The sequence below is a fragment of the Providencia sp. PROV223 genome, assembly GCF_028479245.1.
Classification (GTDB): Bacteria; Pseudomonadota; Gammaproteobacteria; order Enterobacterales; family Enterobacteriaceae; genus Providencia; species Providencia rettgeri.
This window is the reverse complement of the sequence record NZ_JAMPNG010000001.1, coordinates 511,902-535,701: the sequence shown is the minus strand read 5'-3', so window position 1 is coordinate 535,701 and position 23,800 is coordinate 511,902. Positions and strand designations below refer to the sequence as shown.

Sequence of the window (23,800 nt, the reverse complement as noted above, 5' to 3'; positions counted from 1 at the left end):
TTTTATTTATTTAACAGGTTAAAATTACTTTCTAAGCTAATTAATTGATTTATCAGCTAAGATTTGATTTTTGTTATCCTCTCCTTTATGCTAATTGTGAACGAATTGTTGTAAACAATAGTTAATATTGATTGAACATTCAATTAAAAAAACGTTTAATACAAGGGATCAATGTATTTTTTAGGTTCAAATACCATGCCGAAGATAGGAATGCAGTCGATACGTAAACAGCAGTTAATCCAAGCCACGTTGGCAGTGATTAATGAAGTTGGAATGCAGGAAGCCAGTTTTGTGTTAATTGCCCGTAAAGCCGGGGTTTCTACAGGAATTATTAGTCATTATTTTCGTGATAAAAATGGCTTACTTGAAGCCACTATGCGCCATATTCAATATCAATTGGGGTTTGCGGTAGCAATACGCCTACGCATGTTAGCTGGGGCGGAGCCAAAATTACGCATTCAAGCGATTGTTGAAGGTAACTTCGACCCAACGCAAACCAGTGAGGCGGCGATGAAAACATGGTTAGCCTTCTGGGCTAGCAGTATGCATCAACCAAATTTAAACCGTTTACAGCAGGTCAATGACCGGCGTTTGTATTCAAATTTAAGTTATGAGTTTGGGCGAGTGTTAAGCAAAGCGGATGCGCGGATGGCTGCGAAGGGACTAGCTGCTTTAATTGATGGCTTATGGTTACGGAGTGCTTTGAGTAATGAGCAATTTCCTGTCAAGGATGCACTCAAGATCACCAACGAGTATATCGATATGCAACTGAAACGTGCAGAGGTTATCGGAACCTAATGACCAATTCAGAGGAGATAATATGCAACATCCACCGATACATAAGCTTTATATTCATGGTGGCTATGTCGACAGTTCACAACCTGAATGCGGGCAATTTCCTGCAGTCAACCCTGCAAATGGTGAAACTATCGCGCATTTGCAGTCTGCAACGCTTGAAGATATCCAATGGGCGGTAGAAAGCGCCAAACAAGGCCAGAAAGTATGGGCGGCAATGACCGCAATGGAACGTTCACGTATTTTACGCCGTGCGGTGGATATCTTACGGGAACGTAACGACGAACTGGCTTACCTCGAAACGCTTGGTACGGGGAAACCACTTTCTGAAACTCGTTATGTAGATATCGTTACAGGAGCGGATGTCCTTGAATATTATGCAGGGTTAATCCCTATGTTAGAAGGGCAGCAGATCCCTCTGCGTGATAGCGCGTTTGCCTATACCCGTCGTGAACCGCTAGGAGTGGTGGCAGGGATTGGCGCATGGAATTACCCCATCCAAATCGCGTTATGGAAATCTGCACCTGCTCTGGCAGCTGGTAATGCTATGGTATTCAAACCCAGTGAAGTCACTTCGTTAACGGCCTTAAAGTTAGCTGAAATCTATACGGAAGCGGGCGTGCCTGCAGGAGTATTTAACGTGGTGACCGGGCAAGGCGGTGAAGTGGGCCAATGGTTAACAGAGCACCCTGATATTGCCAAAGTTTCATTCACAGGGGGGATCGCAACGGGTAAAAAAGTGATGGCGAATGCGTCAGCCTCTTCATTAAAAGAGGTGACGATGGAACTAGGTGGTAAATCACCTCTCATTATTTTTGATGATGCAGACTTAGATAAAGCCGCGGATATTGCCATGATGGCGAATTTTTATAGTTCAGGCCAAGTGTGTACCAATGGAACAAGGGTTTTTGTTCCTGAATCGCTTAAATCGCAGTTTGAAGACAAGATCATTGAGCGTGTAGCTCGGATTAACATAGGTTCACCTGTTGACGAAAATACTAACTTTGGGCCATTAGTCAGCTTTGCTCATATGGAAAATGTATTGCGTTATATTGCGTTAGGTAAACAGCAAGGCGCGAAACTATTGTGTGGTGGTGAACGCTTAATGAAAGGTGATTTTGCGCAAGGTGCGTATGTTGCACCAACGGTATTCACCGATTGCCATGATGAAATGCAGATCACGCAGGAAGAAATTTTTGGTCCTGTCATGAGTATTTTGAGTTATCAATCAGAAGATGAAGTGATTGCTCGTGCAAACAATAGCGTATATGGGCTTGCTGCTGGGGTCGTGACACAAGATTTAACGCGTGCACATCGGGTTATCCATCAATTAGAGGCAGGAATTTGTTGGATTAATACATGGGGTGAATCACCTGCTCAAATGCCTGTGGGCGGATATAAGCATTCCGGCGTTGGTCGTGAAAATGGCATTATGACGCTACAAAATTACACGCAAATCAAATCTATCCAAGTAGAACTCGGGGAGTTTTCATCCGTATTTTAATCACATCATTTTAATTTGACTGAAACAGAGGAGATAACAATGGTCTATGACTATATTATTATCGGTGCTGGTTCAGCCGGTAACGTTCTTGCTACCCGCCTGACAGAAGATCCTGATGTTACTGTGCTGCTCCTTGAAGCAGGTGGACCGGATTATCGGTTCGACTTTCGCACACAAATGCCAGCGGCATTAGCGTACCCATTACAAGGTCGACGTTATAATTGGGCTTATGAAACTGACCCTGAACCGCATATGAATAACCGCCGCATGGAGTGTGGACGTGGAAAGGGGCTTGGTGGCTCATCATTGATTAATGGGATGTGTTACATCCGAGGGAATGCTCTAGACTTTGACGGTTGGGCAGAGGCACCAGGGTTAGAAGACTGGCGTTACCTCGATTGTTTACCTTATTTTAGGAAAGCGGAAACGCGTGATATTGGCCCTAATGATTACCACGGTGGAGATGGTCCCGTTAGTGTGACCACACCGAAGAATGGCAATAATGTGTTATTCCATGCGATGGTGGAAGCTGGTGTACAAGCGGGCTATCCAAAAACAGATGATTTAAATGGGGTTCAACAGGAAGGTTTTGGTCCGATGGATCGCACAGTCACACCACAAGGGCGACGTGCTAGCACCGCAAGAGGGTATTTGGACCAAGCGAAAGGGCGAAGAAATATCACCATTGTGACACATGCGACAACAGATACCATTGAGTTTGAAGGGAAAAAAGCGGTTGGTGTGAAGTATTACCAAGGCCAGAGCACGGCACCTACGGTGGTGAAAGCCCGTAAAGAAGTATTATTGTGCGCGGGGGCGATTGCGTCACCGCAAATCCTGCAGCGCTCTGGCGTGGGGCCTGAAGATGTTTTAGATGAATTTAATATTTCGCCTGTCCATGTCTTACCCGGTGTTGGGCAAAACCTGCAAGATCACCTTGAAATGTATTTGCAGTATGAATGCAAACAGCCTGTTTCATTATATCCTGCATTAAAATGGATTAATCAGCCCAAAATCGGTGCCGAATGGCTATTTAAAGGTACTGGAATTGGAGCAAGTAACCAATTTGAAGCCGGTGGATTTATTCGTACCAGTGAAAAATTTGCATGGCCAAATATTCAATTCCACTTTTTGCCTGTGGCGATTAACTACAATGGTAGTAATGCAGTCAATCAGCATGGTTTTCAAGCTCATGTGGGCTCAATGCGCTCGCCTAGTCGAGGTCGTGTTCGCTTAAAATCTTTAGACCCAAGGCAACATCCGAGCATTTTGTTTAATTACATGTCATCGGAACAGGATTGGGAAGAGTTCCGTGCTGCTATTCGTATTACCCGTGAAATTATGGCTCAACCTGCACTTGACCCATATCGCGGAGAGGAAATAAGCCCTGGAAAACAGATTAGTACGGATGAAGAGCTAGACGCATTTGTCCGCGAGAGAGCAGAAACCGCTTTTCACCCATGCGGAACCTGTAAAATGGGTCATGATAATATGGCGGTAGTTGATGGTGCAGGGCGAGTTCACGGTATTGAAAATTTACGGGTTATCGATGCATCGATTATGCCGTTGATTATTACGGGGAATTTAAATGCAACGACCATCATGATCGCGGAGAAAATTGCCGATAAAATTCGAAACCGTCCTCCATTACCCACAAGTGATGCAGATTATTATGTTGCAGGTGATAGGCCAGTGAGAAAACAGCCATTACGAGATTAGTTTATTCACGCAATTTTTAAATACAAAGCGATTGATATTCATATCAGTCGCTTTTTTTATGTGATTAAAGAATAAAGGTAAGTCAATTAACACCAATAATATTAATGATAATGCAAATGATATTCATTATGATCTTGATCATAATTATCATTGGTGTATATTCCAAGGCTTAATAATATTCACAAGGGAAATGAGTACGTAACCATTCAATAAATAAGGTTTTTCGAACTAGTTACATCTATGGCATAGCACTTAAATTTACTTTAAATGCATAAATGGAAAGTATAAAAATGTATCCTCACATCTTTTATACGCTATTTCTTCACGTCTATCTAATCATCATTAATTAATGAAGGCATTACTTAAATGATATTTCAAAATAAAAACATAATTAGCTTAATTATTATATGTTCTTCAAGCACAGCATTAGCGAATCAAACCAATACCACAACTCAAAAAGATAAACTTCTCGTCACAGCCAGCAAAATAAAGTCAAATAGCAAGCAAATAGACGCCAATGATATTTCTACCGTAAGAGGAACGACCAATTCAGATATATTTGCCAATGAAACTTCATTGCAAGTTAATAATGCACGAAACGAAGCCGGTGCACTGGATATCGGTATTCGAGGATTACAAGGAAACGGGCGAGTCCCCATTATCATTGATGGCAGTTTGCAATCAACCAACACTTGGCGTGGTTACCAAGGAAGTACAGATAGAACTTATGTGGATATGGATTTAATCGATACAATTGAGATCGAAAAAGGGGCTTCGATGAGTAAATTCTCAGGAGGAGCCATCGGAGGTACGGTTAAATTAAAAACATTATCAGCAAATAGTATTATTCCTCAAGGTGACCAATTTGGTTTCTTATTTAAGGGGAATATTTACAATAATAACCGACGCCCGACTATCGCTTCAGATGAAAAAGGCGAGTCTGGGTATCGTGTTTCAAACGGTGTTAAGAATTCACATTTTAATAATGGCTCTATCACGACTGGGGTTGCATATCGAAATGATAAATTTGACATTTTGTTGGCTCATAGTGATAGAAAACAAGGGAACTTCTTTGCCGGTAAAAATGGTTATCATAAATACGCAAATACAGATGCTCCTATTAAACCTGGGCAAGAAGTCGTTAATACCAGCTATGAAAGTCAGTCAACATTATTAAAAACTAATATTTATCTTAACCCATACTCAAGTATTGAATTAAATTACCGACATCATGAACAAAAAGCAGGCGAGGTTTTAGCGGCGTATTGGTACCAATTCGATGGGAAAATGCCGCAGTGGTCATTAGGTAGCGCAGATATTGATACTGCCTCTTTAAACTATTCTTATAAACCCGATTCATTATGGGTAGACATGAATTTAGGCCTTTGGTGGACAAAAGGTAAATTTAAACAACGTAATGGCACAACGGATGATGTTACCGCGCACTACGGTAATCAATATCAGCATCGCTATACCGATGAACGAATGGGCTTTAACTTAGAAAATACGTCTGAGTTTGCAGATTATCCTATCGATATCACTTATGGTGTGGAATATATGCAACAAAAATCAAAGCCATTGACTAAAACCTATCAACCGATTTGGACACCAGAAGGAACCATACCCGGTGAGGAGTTAGATCCTGTAACGCGTAATGCTAAAGGAACGAATAAATCAGCCTTTACCAATATGGCATACAAAGGGGAATGGGTGAGTACTTTAGTCGGGTGGCGTATTCACGCTTTTGATGTTGATGACCATGTTTTAGGTAAAAGTATTAGCTACGGTCCGAAAAATGATTTAATGGGTGAGCTACGTTTTCATGTGACTGACGAATTTGATATTTATACCAAATATTCTGATAGCTATAGAGAACCGAGTTTATTCGAGACCACAGCATCAGGGCAAACCTACTCTTATTCTCCTGATGTTCCATTAAAACCAGAACATGCTAAATCATTTGAAGTTGGAATGAATTTAGAAAAAGAAAATCTTATATTTGATGAAGATAAAACTAAAATACGTGTGGCTTATTTTAATAATGATATAAAAAGCTATCTCTCTCAAGGAGTGAACCCAACGGGCGTATATCACCCTTATATCGTGATGAAAAACTACGATAGTTTCAAGCTCTCAGGTTATGAAATCGAACTGAAATACGATTCTAATTATGCATTTGGTTCCTTCGATGCGACATTTTATAACAATTCTGAGTTATGTTCACGAGACGAAATGGAGTTAGGTCGCCTTCCAACGGCATGTAATTCAGTTGGGTTTGCTTGGGGGTTATCGCCTTCACGTATTCCACCGAAAAAGGTTGTGACCGGAGTTGTTGGGGTGAAAATGTTTGACCAAAAATTACAAACAGGTTTGCGAGTTCGTTATAACTCAGGCAAAGACTACCCTCATGAGTGGCTAGTGGGAACCGCTGCGGCCCCAGTAACTAAGCTATATTCAACCACTACATTCGATTTGTTAGGCAAATATCATGTTTCGAAAAATATTCATGTGAATTTTAACATTGATAACCTCACTAATCGCTATGCATTTGACCCAGGAACTGTGATTTATATGCCTATCCCAGGAAGAACGTTTAGACTTGGCGTCGAAGCAACATTTTAGTTAATTTCGTGATTATTACCTTAGGTTTATATTAGCCTAAGGTAATATAGAATTCATTATATGGCTTTAATAGATTAATTTTTATGATAATTTAAATAAAACAGTGTGTAATGTTGTTTATTAGTTGCGCTTTTTATGACTTTTTTCTTCGGGTTTAAGGAATATGCACTAGTCAATTTTAGACAAAAAAAACCTCCAAATATTTAAGGAGGGAAAATAAATATAAAGCGAGCCTATTTATATAACATTAATTTACGGTAAACCATAGCCGACCAGTTGAATTAATTTATACAAAAACGACATTAGCTCACAATTTATAGCGTTTTAGTTATTCAATTTAGATGAACATCTATTATTTAACAGAATTAATCAGCCATTGTAGATAATTATCTTCAATTTGGCTTGGGTCTAAGCGAATGAGTTCTGGGGTTTCATATGGGTGTATTTTTTTTATCTCATTAAATAAATTGAGTTGATTTCCTTGAGTCGTTTTGATCAATAGTAAGATCTCCTTATCTTGTGTGATATTACCATGCCATAGATAAACTGATGTTATTTCTGGGAGTAGAGAAATACATGCAGCTAAACGATTAGCTAACAAATGTTGAGTTATTTTAATTGCACTTTCATGGCTATTGGTCGTACATAACACAATACATGGGCGTTGAGCATTTGTGGTGTAAATGTTATCAGTAGACATTTTATTTCCTTATTAGTCATATTTAGATGGGCTTTGTTACTCATATTAGATTAGTGATAAAAAGAGTATGAGAACAAAGGATAATCACTATAAGTGTTTTTTAGCATTATCAGATTAGATAATAACTAATATAAATTAAGCAGAGAGTATGGGTTCAATAGTAAAGTGTGCGTTTTTTAATCAGTTGTTATCATTATTATAATTTTTTATATATTCAACACAATTTAGAATATTTCTTGATTTTATTTTATTAATTCGATTCAGCAATCATAAATTGATGACGCTCTATAAAAATAATTGAAATTTTAGTATATTAAGAAAAAAATTGATTAGACGAAAAATGCGAGTTTATGTGCTGTTAGCCTAGTAAAAAAGCAAATAATAAGCCCAGTTTTATTCTTACTCTTATTAATGTAAGAATAAGCTTGTTTTTGTGTGCAAGATATATCAGAAGATTAATTGCTGAAATAATATATTACGTATTGTTACAAATTAGTTTGAGTTTTTATCATAAAAAAATCTACGTACTGATAAATATCAAGGTTTTTGAGCTATATATTGTTAATCTAAAGATAAAATTAGAATATATAACTGAAATTACTCTGTATTTCCATCTTTAAACGTGTATGGATAACCTTATGAATAAACTGACACCTTTAAAACCTGTTCCAACTCTAATCGCAGTCGCAATAACATTAATTATTTGGTTTTTAATTCCTGTTCCTGAAGGTGTTAATCCAAATGCGTGGCACCTTTTGGCATTATTTGTCGGCACAATCGCTGCCATTATTGGTAAAGCTTTACCGATAGGGGGTGTTTCTATTGTCGCAATTTCATTAGTTGCAGCTACAGGAGTCACTAATCCTGAATCAACCAAAGGGGCAATTGCGGATGCCTTAAGTGGTTTTTCCAATGACCTAATCTGGTTAATTGGTATTTCTATCATGGTTTCCATGAGCTTGAATAAAACAGGTTTAGGGGCGAGGATAGGTTATTATGTCATTTCTTTATTTGGTAAAAAAACATTGGGTATTGCTTATTCATTGGCAATAGCAGAAACAATTTTGGCTCCTGTCACACCAAGTAATACTGCGCGAGGTGGGGGAATTATTCACCCAATTATGCGCTCGATTTCAGATAGTTTTGGGTCAAAGGCCGAAGATGGAACCGCAGGTAAAATAGGGCGCTACTTATCACTCGTTAACTACAATATTAACCCGATTACTTCCGCAATGTTTATTACGGCGACAGCCCCCAATCCATTAATTGTTAGCTTGATAATTAGCGAGACTAGCCAAGAAAATGAATTAACTTGGGGGATGTGGGCTATTGCCGCATTTGTTCCAGCCATCGTGTCATTAATATTAATGCCCTTGGTTATCTATTTTATGTATAAACCAGAAATTACCTCAACACCGGATGCGCCAAATTTCGCCAAAGAACGTTTGCAGCAATTAGGTCCAGTTTCATTGCCTGAAAAAATAACGCTTGGTGTTTTTGGGTTATTACTTTTGATGTGGGCCGGTGTACCTGCAATGATTTTTGGGCCTGCATATAGTGTTAATGCTACCACTGCTGCCTTTATTGGGTTGAGTATTCTATTAGCGACAGGGGTCATTAATTGGGATGACGTGCTAAAAAACAAAGGGGCTTGGGATACGGTTGTCTGGTTCTCCGCTTTAGTGATGATGGCGAGTTTCTTAGGAAAACTCGGTCTCATTAAATGGATGTCATTAACAGTTGGTGCAACCATTGATGGAATGGGCATTAGCTGGGTATGGGGAATGTTAATTCTTGTTTTAATTTATGTGTATTCCCATTATTTCTTCGCGAGTACAACGGCGCATATTACGGCAATGTATGCGGCATTTTTCTCCGCGGGTTTAGCGCTTGGTGCTCCACCAATGTTATTGGCCTTAACGTTAGCATTCTCATCATCACTAATGATGTCATTAACACATTATGGTACAGGAACAGCCCCGATTATCTTTGGGTCAGGTTATGCCACTCTTGCTGAATGGTGGAAAACTGGTTTTGTCATGAGTGTGGTTAACTTAGCCATTTGGTTCTTCATTGGTAGCGTTTGGTGGAAATTCTTAGGTTATTGGTAATTAGCTGAATTAGTTATTAAAAACAACCAATAGAAATCGGGCTATCGGCTCGATTTCTTCTTTTTAATATCCCTTGCTACAAAGAAGTGGCTATTGTGACAACAAGGCCACTTATTATAGAAATCAACATCACTTTCCCCCAACTACAGACTGACGATGATTTTAATGCGTGTTGCCATAACAGACTTATTTCGTTGGCATGTGCATACTTTCTTTTATTGATCGCCGCCTTTACCTTTTTGATTGTATCGTTATCTATCGGTAATGTTTTTTGAATAACCATGCTATGACCTTCCATTAAGTTGAAGATGAAACTTCAATCGGTAAGATTGACACTGTTCGCCTGTCTTAATTATCTCAGGTCATACAAGAAGAAAAATTGATGAGATTTTATGCAAACTTCCTCTTTTATCCTATTTGAAATGAGATTTAATCTATTTAATAAGGAAAAAGGTAGCTTAAGAGAAAAATCCTCTTTATTAAGAGGAAATGGCTCTTGATTTAAGGTTACATTTATTATTTTTGGGCGAGATATTTTTTATTTAGAGAAGTCGGAGATAAAGGCCATAAATGTGATTGGTTTACATGCAAAAGCCAGTATGATGTAGCTGCGAGTCAGTTAATTCATTCAGAGGAACACATGTATTCACAAAGGAAGGCAGAATTTTTCTTGGTGCTTACCACGATAATTGCAGCTTGGGGATGGGTATTTTCCCGAGAAGCTGTGCAGGGAATGCCAATATTTGCCTTTCTTGGTAGCCGTTTTTTACTAGCTGCTATCATTTTAGCCCCTTTTTGCCGAGGGAAAAAAAATAGAATAACGCTGAAGCAATTACCAAAAATATTAATGACAGGCGGTTGGATGTCATTAAATATGGCGCTCTGGATCCACGCGGTGGCAATAACAGACTCAATTGGCGAAGGGGCTTTTATTATGAGCCTCGCTATGTTATTTGTTCCGTTAGTTGCATGGGTCATTTTAAAAAATAAACCTGTCCGTTATTTCTGGGAAGCACTCCCTGTTGCGGTATTAGGGCTGGCATGCTTAACCCTATTTAAGGCTCAGCTTGAATTTAAAGCAAGTCAACTGTGGTTTCTTGGCGCGGCAATTGTCCAAGCTATCTATTTTTGTTATACCAGTTTATATACCCGAACAATTCCTCTTTTACCGTTAACGGCCATTCAACTTGCTTGTACAGGAATGACAGGGCTAGTCTTGTCATTCTTTTTAGAAGAATGGCCGAGCAGCATGACAACGCCTACCATGATGTGGTTTATTGCTAGTGTGGTGATAGCAACGAGTTTGCGCTTTGTGTTACAGCTTATTGGTCAAAAAAATACCACAGCAGGAAATGCGGCAATTATTATGATCCTTGAACCCGTGATGACCGTTTTTGTCGCGGCGATTTGGTACCATGAAAGAATGCCTTTTATCCAAATTGTGGGTTGTGTGCTAATTTTATCATCATTATTCTACTATCGATGGCGTTGTTCTAATTCATTACCAAGGTAAAATACACATAATAAAAAATGGGTTAATACAGCTTTTTTACCAGAAAACAGCTATGATTGTTATGAATAGTTAGTGATAGGGATATTAATCTTAATAAGAGCGTCTTATTTTGCGTATTAAGATTAATGGTATTGAAAATATAAACGATATATCCAAAATAGCGTGAACTAGGAATAATAGCGGTTTATTATTATCACCTTAGTTAAAGCTGAATAGGAAATGGGCATAAAATGAAAAAATTAGCATTAATATTAGGTATGGCGGGAGCGATGGTTGTGTTGTCTGCATGTTCTGATGAAAAATCAGAAATTGCGGAGTACAAAGAGAATTTTGTGAATACCTGTGTTGTTGCATCAGGAAACCCGCAAGGTGAAACGGCAAATGCGGTCAGTGCAATTTGTGGTTGTGCCTACGATAAAACAATTGAAAAATATGGTTTAGCTGAGTTTAAACGTATGGATGCGGAATTAGAAAAATCAGGTACTGCAGAACCTGAATTCCAAAAAACCATGATTGAATTTGTTCAACAGTGTTCGACTAACGCGCGTTAATTGTTTATTACTCGCAGCTATTTATTATCAATCAACAATAGCTGCGAGTTTATTATTTTTATTTAAATAAATGTTTAAATTGATGTGGAGCACTGCGCAAGTATTGTGGCGCAACATCTATCTGTTCATTCAATTCGCTCGCTGCTCGCCAAGGCCAACGTGGCTCAAATAGGATCCCTCTGCCAATAGCCACCAAATCTGCTTGGTGGGTTGCAATAATGGCTTCAGCTTGTAAAGGTTCAGTGATAAGACCTACAGCAATGACAGGCATCATGGTATTTTCATGAATAGCTTGGGCTAAAGGGACTTGGTAATTTGGGCTCAATGGTATTTGTTGCTCTGGTGATAGCCCACCTGACGAAACGTGAATGTAGTCGCAACCCAAATCCTCTAGTAATTCAGTAAGCTCAATAGATTCAGGTGTATTCCAACCCGATTCAAGCCAGTCTGTTGCCGAGATCCGCACGCCAATTGCAATATTAGGGTTAATCGCTTTTCTCATTTCATGGAAAATATTGATAAGTAATCGAGTACGCCCCTTAAAGCATCCACCATATTCATCTTGTCGTAAGTTTGATACTGGTGATAAGAACTCATGCAGTAAATATCCATGAGCGGCATGGATCTCAATAACGTCAAAACCTGCTTTTTCAGCACGAATAGCTGCATCAGTAAACTGTTGTTTTAGCTGTAAAATTTCTTCAATGGTTAATGCATGTGGTACCGCATTATCACCAAAAGCGAGCGCAGATGGTGCAACAGTTTGCCAACCATTAGGTTGTGTGGGCTGGATACTTTTACCTCCCAACCAAGGTAAATCAGTTGATGCTTTCCTGCCTGCATGAGCGATTTGTACCCCTAAGCGTGCATCTGAAAACTGCCTGATATCGTTGAGCATTTGTTGCATTGCAGTCATTTGTTCATCATTCCATAAACCAAGATCTTTGTAGGTAATACGCCCTTCAGGAACAACAGCGCTAGCTTCTACAATAACTAAAGAGGCACCAGATAAAGCAAGGTTCATATAGTGGGCTTTATGCCATGCTGTTGGCATGCCATTTTCTGCGGAGTATTGGCACATAGGGGGAACAATAATTCGATTTTTCAGAGAAACTTGGCCTATTGATACAGGTGAAAAAAGGCGGCTCATTGAAACATTCCTTATTAGCAAACTTAAATTATTCTAATATTATACTCGGTTAGCCAAGTTTTTTTTGTGAGATGGTGTGGTTTTACGGGGAAATTTTATTTTTAGACGGATCGTTGATAGAAAATCAAGTAAAATTTTGCATATTTGATCAAAACCATAAAAAGTATATTTCCCTAGCAACATAATGAAAAAAGAGGGAAAAAATATAAAAAAATGAGATAAAAAATAAAATATAATAATAACTATTATTTTTTGATTGTTATAATTCTGTAACTTATAAATAAAATTAATTACCACCAACTTAGAGTGGCGTTAATTTATGCTTATGGTTTTAATGGTTCTAATAGAGAATAAAGCTATTTTTTTATTTTAAATGATAATTTAAATAAGAATTAATGCATTGTTTGTGAAGCAAAAATATAAAATATTCCTTGCGGTTATATTCAATGGTTTATATAAGAAACAAGCTTGTTAAGCTAATGCGAGCCAAGCTAAATTTTGTGTTCACCTGAAAAATATAATTCTAAGAAGGAAGTAGATGTGCTGACAATTATTGGTATTTTAATCATTTTATCGATAGTAACATTATTGATGATGGGGAAAGTTAGCCCAATTATCGCAATGTCTTGTATCCCCTTTATTGGTGCTTTATTTGCTGGTTACTCTGTTGCTGAAATTTCAGTATTCTTTGAAAGTGGTATTAATAAAGTGTCAAAAGTCGCTGCGATGTTTTTATTTGCGATTTTATTTTTTAGCTTAATGAAAGACCTGCACATTTTTGATCCGTTGATTCGTTTTATGGTTAAAATGACGCGTGGAAATATTATTATTGTTTGTATTATGACAACGTTAATTGCGGGGGTTGTCCATTTAGATGGGTCAGGCGCTGCGACATTCTTAATTATTATTCCTGCCTTATTACCTTTATACCGCCAACTAGGGATGAGCCCTTATTTAATGTTATTGCTGATGTGCGCCAGTATGGGGGTCATGAATATGGTACCTTGGGGTGGCCCATTAGGTCGAGCTTCGGCAGTCACTGGAATTGACGCCTCGACTCTATGGCAACATTTGATCCCTGTACAATTAATTGGCATGGCTGGCGCAGTGGTATTTGCTATTCTGATGGGATTACGTGAGAAAAGACGTATTGCAGCGGCAAGTTTGAAAGGCACTACGCCATATGAAATGGATTCTTTACTACCTGTTAGTGATGACACTGCAGATATAAGCGATACAGTTCAGAAACCCAAAAAACCACTTATCAATGGTGGGTTAATCATCGCATCTGTTATCTGTTTAGCATTCGGATTATTATCAGCGCCTTATGTTTTTATGATCGCACTTTCCATTGCTTTAATGGTTAACTTCCCTAACCCTAGGGACCAAATGAAAATTTTGGCAGCCCATGCACCGCAAGCGTTGGGAATGGTGGCCATAATATTAGCAGCGGGAGCATTCTTAGGTATTTTATCTGAAGGTGGGATGCTTGAGTCAATTGCAACAGACTTAACGGCTATTTTACCAACAGAATGGGTTTCTAAAGTCCATATTTTTGTCGGTATTTTAGGTGTACCGATGGATATTTTTACGAGTACAGATGCTTACTATTTTGCTTTATTACCAATAATTCAACAAATTGCAGCCACAGTTGGTGTTGACCCATCTTCCGTTGTTTACGCCATGGCGATAGGTAACAACGCGGGAACCTTCGTGAGCCCATTTTCACCAGCAGCTTGGTTAGCAATGGGTTTGGCTGGAATTGATATGGGCCGTCACTTACGCTATTCATTTGGTTGGATTTGGTTGTTTAGTTTCTTTTTGTTAGCAGTTGGGGCGCTACTCGGCTTGTATTAATTTGCTCGTTGGCTTCAAAAGTAAACCCTAGTCACATACTTGTGTATGCTCCTAGGGATTTACTTTTTTGCGGCCTAGCTGTGACATGAAATCCTTAGAGCAAATTATCTCTTCTTAAATCCTTATATCAAACCATCTCCATCTTGCTTGCCACCGCGTTTTTGGCTTCAAAAGTAAATTCTAGTGATAGGTAACTAGGGTTTGATTATTTTTTAGCTATTCAACTATCACGTATTAACTATCAGATAGTTACTATGTCGTAATACGAATGGCTATGACATGATTTATTGGTTAATTATATCAATAAGGTTTGTTATGCGTAGGCCACTTTCTTCCTATCATCCTATTCTCTATTGGCTGCGCGTGACTCAAAAGCGCTTAGTTCGAAGATTGCATTGGGTATGTTCTGCCAAGCATTATGCGAAGTCAAAATCCAGTGAACGCCTTGAGTATCGCTACAACAAGCATACATCTAAGCTGATCCGTAAATTAGGTGAATCAGACCTACGTTTGCAATACAACAAAGTAACGAACTTGCGTATTGCTGCCGAAGCGATGAATGGGGTTATTATTTACCCAGGAGAATATTTTTCATTTTGTCGGCTCGTAGGAAAACCGACTTCGCGCAGAGGTTTTCTTGAAGGTATGGAACTTTCATTTGGTGAAGCTCGTTCAGGGATTGGCGGGGGAATTTGTCAACTAAGTAATTTAATTCATTGGATGGTATTGCATTCTCCATTGCAAGTGGTTGAGCGCGCTAATCATAGTTTTGACCCATTTCCAGATGAAGGTCGTGTATTGCCTTTTGGTTCAGGGGCGGCAATCTTTTATAATTATATAGATTTGGTTTTCTATAATCCGACACAAAGTGCTTTTCAATTGGTATTTAATATCGCTGAGCATCAACTCGAAGGGGAATTATTGAGTTGTACCTCACGTGAACATAAATACCATATTTATGAGAAAAACCATAAGTTTACCCGAGAAAATGGAGTTATATACAGGCATAACGAAATTTGGCAAAAAGTGACAACTAAAGGACAAGAACCTAGTACTTTGCAGGATAATTGTTTGTATCGTAATAAGGTGATAGTGAAATATTCCTTAGATGAAAGCCAGATAGCGGTTGAATAATATCGCTAGCAATGAGATTAGGAATAAATTGATAGCCTTTTTCTTGACAATTAGACTAAAATTCAACTGTTTTCCTTCAATTTCGCTAATTTTGACCCTTAGCTAAGTAAAAATGAGGCCGTTACTCGGAATAGATATGTAATACCTACACTTGATTTCTCAACAATTAAAGACGCAAATCTAGCAAAAAGATTTGTGGTTATTTCTATTTCTTTAGAGAAAGCATGATGAATATGCAATCAAGAAAGTATGGTAGAACGTATCACTATCCGTTCTCCCCTGGTACGACTAGTGATGATCGCATTAATCGCGATTGGTGGTCGCACATCCAAAATATAGACAAACTGGTTCACACAGAAAAACTGGACGGTGAAAATAATTGCTTAAACCGTTATGGGGTTTTTGCGCGCTCTCATGGGGCTCCAACTCAATCGGCATGGAGCCAGCAAATTCGCCAACGTTGGCAGTTGATTAAAGACGATTTAGGGGATATTGAACTATTCGGTGAAAACCTTTACGCAATACATTCCATTGAATATCAACATATTGAAGATTATTTCTATGTGTTTGCTGTTAGGCAAGGGGAGTATTGGCTTAGTTGGGAAGAGGTGCAATTTTATGCGGCTTTATTTGATTTTCCAACTGTCCCCCAATTAGATTTATCACTCAGTAAACATATGGACAAGCAAGAATATGCAAGTTTATTAATTACTGCTGCATCATTAGATAGCCAATTTATTGCGCGTGATACTCACACAGGGAAAGCCTGTAGCATGGAAGGGATTGTGAGCCGTGATAGCCAAGGGTTTCATGTGGATGATTTTATGGCACATGTTTTTAAATATGTGCGTAAAAACCATGTCAAAACGGATATCCACTGGAAGCGGCATTGGCAGCGAGCCAAGCTGGCCTTTGAATTACAAGGAGAACAACCATGAGTTGGCAATTAACCCAATATCGTGATTGGGCACAGCTTGAAAGAGAGTTCGATTTTGTGCGTGATATGCAATATGTGCAGCAAGACCGTTTGCACCATGCGGAAGGCAATGTGGCTATTCACACTCAAATGGTGTTAGCGGCTTTGGAGGGGTTACCTGAATATCAACAGCTTCCAGAACTTAAACAACAAATCGTTTGGGCGGCAGCGTTGCTACATGACGTCGAAAAACGCAGTACAACAAAAGAAGATGAAGAAGGGCGAATTCATTCGCCTGGACATGCCAAAAAAGGCGAGTTATCGGTACGCAATATATTATTTCGACAAATAGAAACTCCTTTTGCTATTCGTGAACAAATTGCAGCTTTAGTTCGATTTCATGGTTTACCGCTTTGGTTAATGGAAAAGCCAGATCCTGAACGCACGTTATTTGCCGCCTCGTTGCGCGTTGAAATGTCTTTATTGTGTATGCTAGCGAAAGCCGATGCGATAGGGCGTACGTGTGAAGATAAAGCGGAATTGTTGGTCAGAATCGAACTATTTGAGTTGTTCTGTCGTGAGCAGGGTTGTTGGGATCAACCTAAATCATTTGCTTCGCAAGCTGGGCGTTTCCATTATTTTCATCACCAAAAGGGTACTACAGATTATCAACCTTTTGAAGAAACTGGGAGCGAAGTCGTTATGCTATGTGGTTTGCCGGGGATGGGAAAAGACCATTTTATCAAACAGTTTTACCCACGAACTCCGGTGGTATGTTTAGATGATGTTCGCCGAGAACATAAAATTAACCCAGCAGATAAAAATGCCCAAGGCTGGGTGGCGCAGCAAGCGAAAGAACAGGCTAAGGTTTTTTTGCGAACGAAAACGGATTTTATATGGAATGCGACCTCATTAAGTGCTTCGCTACGTGCCAGTATGATCAGTTTATTTGAACGCTACCAAGCCAAAGTTCATTTAGTTTATTTGGAAGTGTCATTTAAACAGTGGCGACAACAAAATCAACAGCGTAAATATGCGGTTCCAGAGCTGGTTATGGAAAAAATGGCAGGGAAGTTAGAATTACCAACGCCAGATGAAGCCCATCAGGTTTCCTATTATATTGACGGTAATTTTGAACCGTTACTTGCAGAAAAGTAAAATTAATCGCCTGCCTCTTAGCTAGAGGCAGGACGTGATATTAGTTTTAAGGAACGTACACATCGCCCTCGAAGAGTTTTCTCGCTGTACGAATAATTGATGCCTGAATCCCTTCCGGTGAATTGCCTTGCTGGTTTAACGATACGTCAAATTTTCCACTTAAATGTTCAATGGAAATATTATTCATATCAACAGAGTGAATATATTGCTGAGTAATACTATTAGGAACAATAGTACTTGTCGCAATGGCGATAGCACCAGTCACGGCAAGTGCGCCATGGCATTTATGTGGCATAAAATAACGGACATTAATTGTTCCACCGTGAATGGCTGGTGAAATCAATATAGGTTTAGGAATAACTTTTTTGCTAACATCACCAAGTCCCATCACTGCGCCTGCTTGTATACGAATAGCTTCGAGCTTTTGCATAAATTCGGCATCGGCTTCAAGCTGTTCCGCGGTTTCATAACCAGTTTTGTTAAGCTGAGGGGCATCAATTAACACCACAGGCATCGCCATATCAATACAACTAACATCAATACCTTCAATGGTGTCAATTGCATGGCCAGTCGGGAGCAATTTTCCTGTTTTAGTTCCACAAGCATTTAAAAATGTCAGTGCAACAGGCGCGGCATGACCGGGTACACTCGCAATTTCGGTGTCACCATCATAATCGACATGGCCATCAGGCGTTTGTACAGTAGAGTTGACGAAGGTGTTTGTATTGACATTACGGATCCTCACAGTCGTTGTTTCTCCTGTGATGGGCACCAAGCCTTTTTCAATAGCAAAAGAACCTACGGCACAAAGAATATTGCCACAATTTGGTGCCGTATCAACAATGCGCTCAGTAATAGAAACCTGAGCAAATAAATAATCAATATCAGCATCACTGTGAGTTGAAGGGCTAATAATAGCGACTTTACTGGTTTGTGGGCTGCCACCACCAATGCCATCAATTTGCAAAGCATGACCAGACCCCATAATCGCTAGGATCAGCTCATCCCGTTGTTTTATGTCTTTAGGAAGGGAGTCTGCTAAAAGGAATACGCCTTTCGAGGTGCCGCCACGCATTAAGGTACAAGGAATTTTTTTCATCTGTTTACCCGTTATATTTCACGCTGTGCCTGTGTTGGCTACGCTCAGTCACCCAAGTCACATACTTTTGTATGCTCCATGGATGCCTTCACTTGCCGCCTTGCCACAACGTGAACTATTTAGGGTAAACCCGTTCAGCTTCCCGCAGTGGCGGTGTTGGCTACGCTCAGTTACCCAAGTCACATACTTTTGTATGCTCCATGGGATGCCTTTGTTTTGCCGCCTTGTTACAACCCGAACTATTTAGAGGATTAGCGTGAATTACCGTTATATTTGGGTTTAGGGCACAATTTGCATTGCGCCCCATGGAATAATTTAATGAGAGATTAGAATAGAGCGCATTAAATCAGCCCCATGCTAATCAAGATCTCCCACCAACCTAAACCGATAGTCATGTGAACGAATAAGCTAATGAAGGCCACTAACCCGCCAATGATCCACCAAGAACGGATATCGTTATAACCCGCACCGAATACGATAGGTGCTGCGGCGCCGCCATAGTGAGTTACGCTTCCGCCGTAAGCATTCGAGAACAGCAAACCTAGAGCGAGTAACATCGGAGGAGCCCCTGCAACCATACCGACAGTGGCAAATACCGGAACCATGGCTGCAACATACGCACCACCAGAGGCAAATAAGTAGCGAATGGCAACACTGATGAACATGATGACAAAGAAAGCTAGCATCGCTTGGTCACCGAAGGAGAGATATTGACTCATGGTATCGGCGAGCCACTTGAAGAAGCCTGCTTTTGTGAGAACACCAGACATACTGATGATACCACCGTACCAAATCAGGGTATTCCAGCCGCCTTTATTCTTCAGTACGTCATCCCAAGTTACAACACCTAGGATCAGGGTTAATGCCATGACCGCAATCGCGACGCTAGAAGCGCTGACACCGATAAGGTCAGAGAAAATCCAGCCACACAGCGCGATAATGAAGACAATTCCCAGCAATTTTTCACGCATAGTCATTGGGCCTAAGTCTTCCAGGCCTTTGGCCGCGATCTCTTTGTTATTCACCTTTTTCAACTCAGGTGGATACAGTTTGTAGATCATTAACGGTGTCAAAATCAGCATGATTAAACCCGGTACAGAGGCTGCAAGTGCCCATCCACCCCAACTTAAATGGATTCCCATAATGTCACTCATCATGGCAAGGGCGAGTGCATTTGGCGCCATTGCGGTCAAGAACATATAGCTGGTGGTTTTAGTCACCATATAAACGTTGACGAGGAGATAGTGGCCTGCTTTACGTGGACTTTTTTCTGGATCAGACCCTAAAGCAACGGCGACACTATTGATGATTGGGAAAACAATCCCTCCTGCACGTGCGGTATTAGATGGTGTTGCAGGCGCGATAATTAAATCAAGGATTGCGGTTACATAACCGAGTCCTAACGTTGTACCACCTAACTTACCAATCAAGATATAAGAAAGACGTTTACCTAAACCAGTAATAACAAAGGCAGCGCTCAGAGTAAATGCAGCAAATACAAGCCATGTCGTACCGGATGCATATCCACTTAAAACTTCACTTGCTTTGACATCTTTAGTACCTGTTACTCCAATAATTACTGCACTTGCAGCAATAGTGGCTAATAAAATAACAGGCTCTGAATATGGTTTAAGTACCAAACCAACAATAGCGGCAAGATAAAGACCGAATAACAACCACGCAATATGTGGTAGCCCCGCTGGTGTAGGTATTAAAGCAATAATAATTGGAATGGCTATTAACACGAATAGCTTCCATATTTTTTCTTTTTGCATAAGCCAATTTCCTTGATTAAATCAATATTAAATTTATTTAATATTAAATTGAATGAACTTTAATATTAGGAATTTGTTAAAATGATAATTTTTAATATGGCTGTATCTTGAATGAAATATAATGATTTTAATTTTCATTAATAATTCACTCTAAGGTGTATAATTTAGTTAAATAATTAATTGGTTTTTATTTGGTTAAATTGTTTTATTTTTAAATTATTCCTGTTTTATTAATGTTAAAAAATTACGTAATGTTAAATAAAGGATTGGTTGGGTAATCGAGCAAAAAACCAAGTTAGAATTAGTAAATCCGCACTTCCCCCAGGACTCACATTTAGCTGAATACATTCATTATCGAAATGTTTAACCTTAACTAAGTCATCATGGGTATTGATACCTGCGGTTAAAAGCTGTTCTGCACGTTGCTTTATCCATGTTAAGCTCTTGATACCTCCACGATTGACAATATTCGTATCATCATTCAGGCTCATGAGTAAAACTAAGGTATCAAGTAGAGCGATATCGGCGAGTTTGCCTTTAGCAAGTTGCTGCAAATAATAAGGAAGTGAATGTTTGATTACTAACGAATAACCGCCTTCAGCTTCACCTCTTGCACCTGTTAACCCATGTCTCTGATATAAGCGATGGCCAGCGGTAGGGTTTTCGGTTTTTTGTTTAAGTTCATTGGTAATTCCCTTACACATACTAGCAACCAATAAGCTGACATTTTCAGGTGAGACACATTGTTGTTGTGCAATCAAACGGCCTATTGCGGTTAAGACTAAACCCAAGGAAAAAATACTGCCTTTATGGGTATTAACCCCTTTTGTTGCACGGAACATCGACTTTTCACAATCCATTCCGATAGGGCGAATATGGGGTAATAGTTGCTCTATAGGACAATTTTTGTATTGAGCGCCTGCTTGCAAAAATTGAGGAAAATGTGTCGCGATGGTATTGGCACTTAAATGAAAATCTGTCAGTGCCATATCTTTATGGGCACCGGTATTATGTTTATCCACTAACCCAGGTTTAGGGGTTAAGTTTACTTCAGCTAACATCGCCTGCCATGCTAATTGGCTGTAATAGTGGGTTAATTTATCATTTATATGGCTGAGTTGTTTAATGGGTTGCATACGCTAACTCCTCGATACGATTAAGTATCTCAACCAATGAATGTGTCCGCTGACGAGCACAAATTTTCGCTTCATTTTCACAAATTAGGCATTGTCTTGGTGGCAGATTTAATTGACTACGTGAATATTGCTGCCCCTTGGCATCAAACACATCAAAATCCCATAACCGACCAACAGCAGACGATTCTTCCATGCGAATTAACGCTTTTTTAATCTCGATAGCATCTCCGTCAACGGCAACCAAGCATTCCGGCCCCGTTTTTAATGCCCAAGATTGTTGTGATAAAAACACCCACTGCCCGCATGAAGCAATTTGTTTAAGCGCATTTAGGCCCTGATTAAACACATGTCTAACAAGAGAGTTGTCTTTGACAGCTCCAGGAAAAACGACAGTAAATGAAATCAAGGTTACCTGATGGAGACCAATCCACGCTTGTTGGCGAGCCTGACGGGCATCTCGGCTATCCAACAGTTCAGGTAAAGAAATATCAAATTGCTCTTGAGTATCAGGCAGTGGGTAAAACATATTTACTCCTTCACTTGATGAACAACATCAATGACTGAGCCATCACGATAACGAACAACCGCAACAGCTTTATCTGTAAATTCAATTGGGTTAGGAGTACCAGTTAATAATTGTGCTCGTTCTCGTAACCAGTTCATTGAAACGGTTTTAATACCTTGGCTTTCAAGTTGCTGTTTTAATTCAGGACGAGCAGGGTTAACTGTAATTCCATGGTCAGTGACAAGAATATCGACACTGGAACCAGGTGTAACACACGTGAGCACTTCATCCACTAATGTTGGAATACGGCCACGTACCAGTGGTGCAACAATGATAGATAATTTTGATGCAACAGCTGTGTCACTATGGCCACCAGATGCACCACGAATAATGCCATCAGAACCCGTTAACACATTGACATTAAAGCGAGTATCGATTTCTAACGCGCTGAGCACAACCACATCAAGCATATCAACGGAAGCACCTTTTGAATCAAAGCACGCATATTGGTTAGCACTGATTTCAATATGATTCGGGTTGCGAGCAAGTGATTCTGCTGCCGCTTTATCAAAACTTTGGACATCCAATAATTTACGAATTAATCCTTTTTCATGTAAATCAACGATAGTTGAGGTAATGCCGCCAAGTGCGAAGCCAGCCTGAATATTATGGCGTCTCATTTTGTCTTCAAGGAAGCGAGTGACGGCAAGAGAAGCACCGCCCGTACCGGTTTGTAATGAAAAACCATCTTTAAAGTAACCCGATTTTTCGATAACATCAGCTGCAGTACGAGCAATCAGAAGTTCACGAGGGTTCGACGTCATACGTGTCGCATCAGCCCCAATTTTATCGGCATCACCCACCCGTTTAACTTTGACGATGTAATCGACTTCATCTTGCTTAATACTGGATGGGTTATGGGGGTAATCTAATATCTCTTCAGTGAGCATCACCACTTTTTTCGCGGTCTCAGCATCAATTTTGGCATAACCTAAAGAACCGCAACTCGCACTGCCAGTGTAGCCATTGGCATTGCCGTATTCATCACAAGAAGGAACCCCAATAAACGCCACATCAATAACTAGCTCACCGCTATGAATTAGATTGGCTCTTCCACCATGCGAATGAATTTGTACAGGTTCTTCTAATTCACCACGTGAAATAGCTTCAGCGAGTGGGCCTCGGATACCAGAGGTATAAATTTTGCGGATAACACCATGACGAATATGTTCAACAAGTGGTGAATGGCAAGCACTTAATGAGCTTGATGCAAGTGTTAAGTTGCGAAAACCCATTTCAGCAATGACTTGCATCACCATATTGACCGTAAGATCTCCACCGCGAAAGGCGTGATGGAAAGAAATAGTCATACCGTCTTTAAGACCAGAACGACGGATCGCGACTTGTAAGTCATCACATAATTTGCGATTTCTCGGCTTTTGTACCTGTTGTTGTACTTTGCCGATATCTTTAAATTCACGTAGTACATCGTCAGTATTTGGTTGTAAGTAGGCTGATACGCGAGCCTGGCGCTGAGTATTATTTGTCATTTTTA

18 protein-coding genes are annotated in these 23,800 nt (G+C 39.7%); 11 read left to right on the top strand and 7 right to left on the bottom strand.

All coding sequences use genetic code 11. The annotated features are described in order from the left end of the window. The first annotated feature begins 195 nt into the window (after window positions 1-195). The 4 genes from betI (at window position 196) to PR767_RS02615 (ending at window position 6,640) form a co-directional block, all read left to right on the top strand. Window positions 196-798 (top strand): transcriptional regulator BetI, encoded by a 603-nt coding sequence (gene betI, locus PR767_RS02630; protein ID WP_042851798.1) that lies wholly within the window; start codon window positions 196-198, stop codon window positions 796-798. Window positions 799-820: 22 nt separating this feature from the next. Continuing rightward, a complete protein-coding gene (betB, locus tag PR767_RS02625; protein ID WP_272519843.1) occupies window positions 821-2,299 on the top strand; it encodes a betaine-aldehyde dehydrogenase in 1,479 nt (492 codons plus the stop codon). Between the two features lie 39 nt (window positions 2,300-2,338). Next, the gene (gene betA, locus PR767_RS02620) at window positions 2,339-4,018 is read left to right on the top strand and encodes a choline dehydrogenase (protein WP_272519842.1); all 1,680 of its coding nucleotides are present in this window, start codon (window positions 2,339-2,341) and stop codon (window positions 4,016-4,018) included. Between the two features lie 366 nt (window positions 4,019-4,384). Further along, a complete protein-coding gene (locus PR767_RS02615; RefSeq protein WP_109911187.1) occupies window positions 4,385-6,640 on the top strand; it encodes a TonB-dependent receptor domain-containing protein in 2,256 nt (751 codons plus the stop codon). Window positions 6,641-6,992: 352 nt separating this feature from the next. Here PR767_RS02615 and cutA read toward each other — a convergent pair whose 3' ends face one another. Further along, a complete protein-coding gene (gene cutA, locus PR767_RS02610) occupies window positions 6,993-7,340 on the bottom strand; it encodes a divalent-cation tolerance protein CutA (RefSeq protein ID WP_004910033.1) in 348 nt (115 codons plus the stop codon). A 638-nt stretch (window positions 7,341-7,978) separates the two neighbouring features. Between cutA and PR767_RS02605 the strand changes: the two genes are divergently transcribed. From PR767_RS02605 to PR767_RS02595, 3 genes are all read left to right on the top strand, one after another. Continuing rightward, window positions 7,979-9,451: an anion permease gene (locus tag PR767_RS02605; RefSeq protein WP_004910038.1), complete on the top strand. Its 1,473-nt coding sequence runs from the start codon at window positions 7,979-7,981 to the stop codon at window positions 9,449-9,451. A 640-nt stretch (window positions 9,452-10,091) separates the two neighbouring features. Further along, window positions 10,092-10,964, top strand: a complete 873-nt coding sequence (locus PR767_RS02600) for a DMT family transporter (protein ID WP_109911189.1) — start codon at window positions 10,092-10,094, stop codon at window positions 10,962-10,964. A gap of 230 nt (window positions 10,965-11,194) precedes the next feature. Next, a complete protein-coding gene (locus PR767_RS02595) occupies window positions 11,195-11,515 on the top strand; it encodes a hypothetical protein (RefSeq protein ID WP_004910043.1) in 321 nt (106 codons plus the stop codon). Window positions 11,516-11,573: 58 nt separating this feature from the next. Here PR767_RS02595 and PR767_RS02590 read toward each other — a convergent pair whose 3' ends face one another. Then, window positions 11,574-12,665, bottom strand: a complete 1,092-nt coding sequence (locus PR767_RS02590; RefSeq protein ID WP_109911190.1) for an NADH:flavin oxidoreductase/NADH oxidase — start codon at window positions 12,663-12,665, stop codon at window positions 11,574-11,576. A gap of 540 nt (window positions 12,666-13,205) precedes the next feature. On the opposite strand from PR767_RS02590, the gene PR767_RS02585 reads away from it, so the two are divergent. The 4 genes from PR767_RS02585 (at window position 13,206) to PR767_RS02570 (ending at window position 17,730) form a co-directional block, all read left to right on the top strand. Next, entirely contained in the window at window positions 13,206-14,522 is a 1,317-nt protein-coding gene (locus PR767_RS02585; RefSeq protein WP_109911191.1) for a CitMHS family transporter, read from the top strand. Window positions 14,523-14,837: 315 nt separating this feature from the next. After that, window positions 14,838-15,656, top strand: coding sequence for a VanW family protein (locus PR767_RS02580; RefSeq protein WP_117162038.1), 819 nt, complete (start codon window positions 14,838-14,840; stop codon window positions 15,654-15,656). A gap of 227 nt (window positions 15,657-15,883) precedes the next feature. Continuing rightward, the gene (locus tag PR767_RS02575; protein WP_110732277.1) at window positions 15,884-16,594 is read left to right on the top strand and encodes an RNA ligase family protein; all 711 of its coding nucleotides are present in this window, start codon (window positions 15,884-15,886) and stop codon (window positions 16,592-16,594) included. Next, complete coding sequence (locus PR767_RS02570; RefSeq protein ID WP_109911194.1) at window positions 16,591-17,730, top strand: AAA family ATPase; 1,140 nt, start codon at window positions 16,591-16,593, stop codon at window positions 17,728-17,730. The genes PR767_RS02575 and PR767_RS02570 overlap by 4 nt, the downstream gene beginning before the upstream one ends. A gap of 46 nt (window positions 17,731-17,776) precedes the next feature. Here the strand turns inward: PR767_RS02570 and PR767_RS02565 are convergent, their stop codons facing one another. The 5 genes from PR767_RS02565 to citF form a co-directional block, all read right to left on the bottom strand. Continuing rightward, complete coding sequence (locus PR767_RS02565) at window positions 17,777-18,829, bottom strand: 4-oxalomesaconate tautomerase (RefSeq protein WP_109911195.1); 1,053 nt, start codon at window positions 18,827-18,829, stop codon at window positions 17,777-17,779. 341 nt (window positions 18,830-19,170) lie between these two features. Then, window positions 19,171-20,604, bottom strand: coding sequence for an anion permease (locus PR767_RS02560; protein ID WP_109911196.1), 1,434 nt, complete (start codon window positions 20,602-20,604; stop codon window positions 19,171-19,173). 254 nt (window positions 20,605-20,858) lie between these two features. Beyond that, the gene (gene citG / locus PR767_RS02555) at window positions 20,859-21,740 is read right to left on the bottom strand and encodes a triphosphoribosyl-dephospho-CoA synthase CitG (RefSeq protein WP_272519841.1); all 882 of its coding nucleotides are present in this window, start codon (window positions 21,738-21,740) and stop codon (window positions 20,859-20,861) included. Continuing rightward, on the bottom strand, window positions 21,727-22,266 hold the full coding sequence (gene citX, locus PR767_RS02550) for a citrate lyase holo-[acyl-carrier protein] synthase (RefSeq protein ID WP_117162035.1): 540 nt from the start codon (window positions 22,264-22,266) through the stop codon (window positions 21,727-21,729). The genes citG and citX overlap by 14 nt, the downstream gene beginning before the upstream one ends. A gap of 2 nt (window positions 22,267-22,268) precedes the next feature. Next, the gene (gene citF / locus PR767_RS02545; RefSeq protein ID WP_004910067.1) at window positions 22,269-23,795 is read right to left on the bottom strand and encodes a citrate lyase subunit alpha; all 1,527 of its coding nucleotides are present in this window, start codon (window positions 23,793-23,795) and stop codon (window positions 22,269-22,271) included. Window positions 23,796-23,800 lie beyond the last annotated feature (5 nt).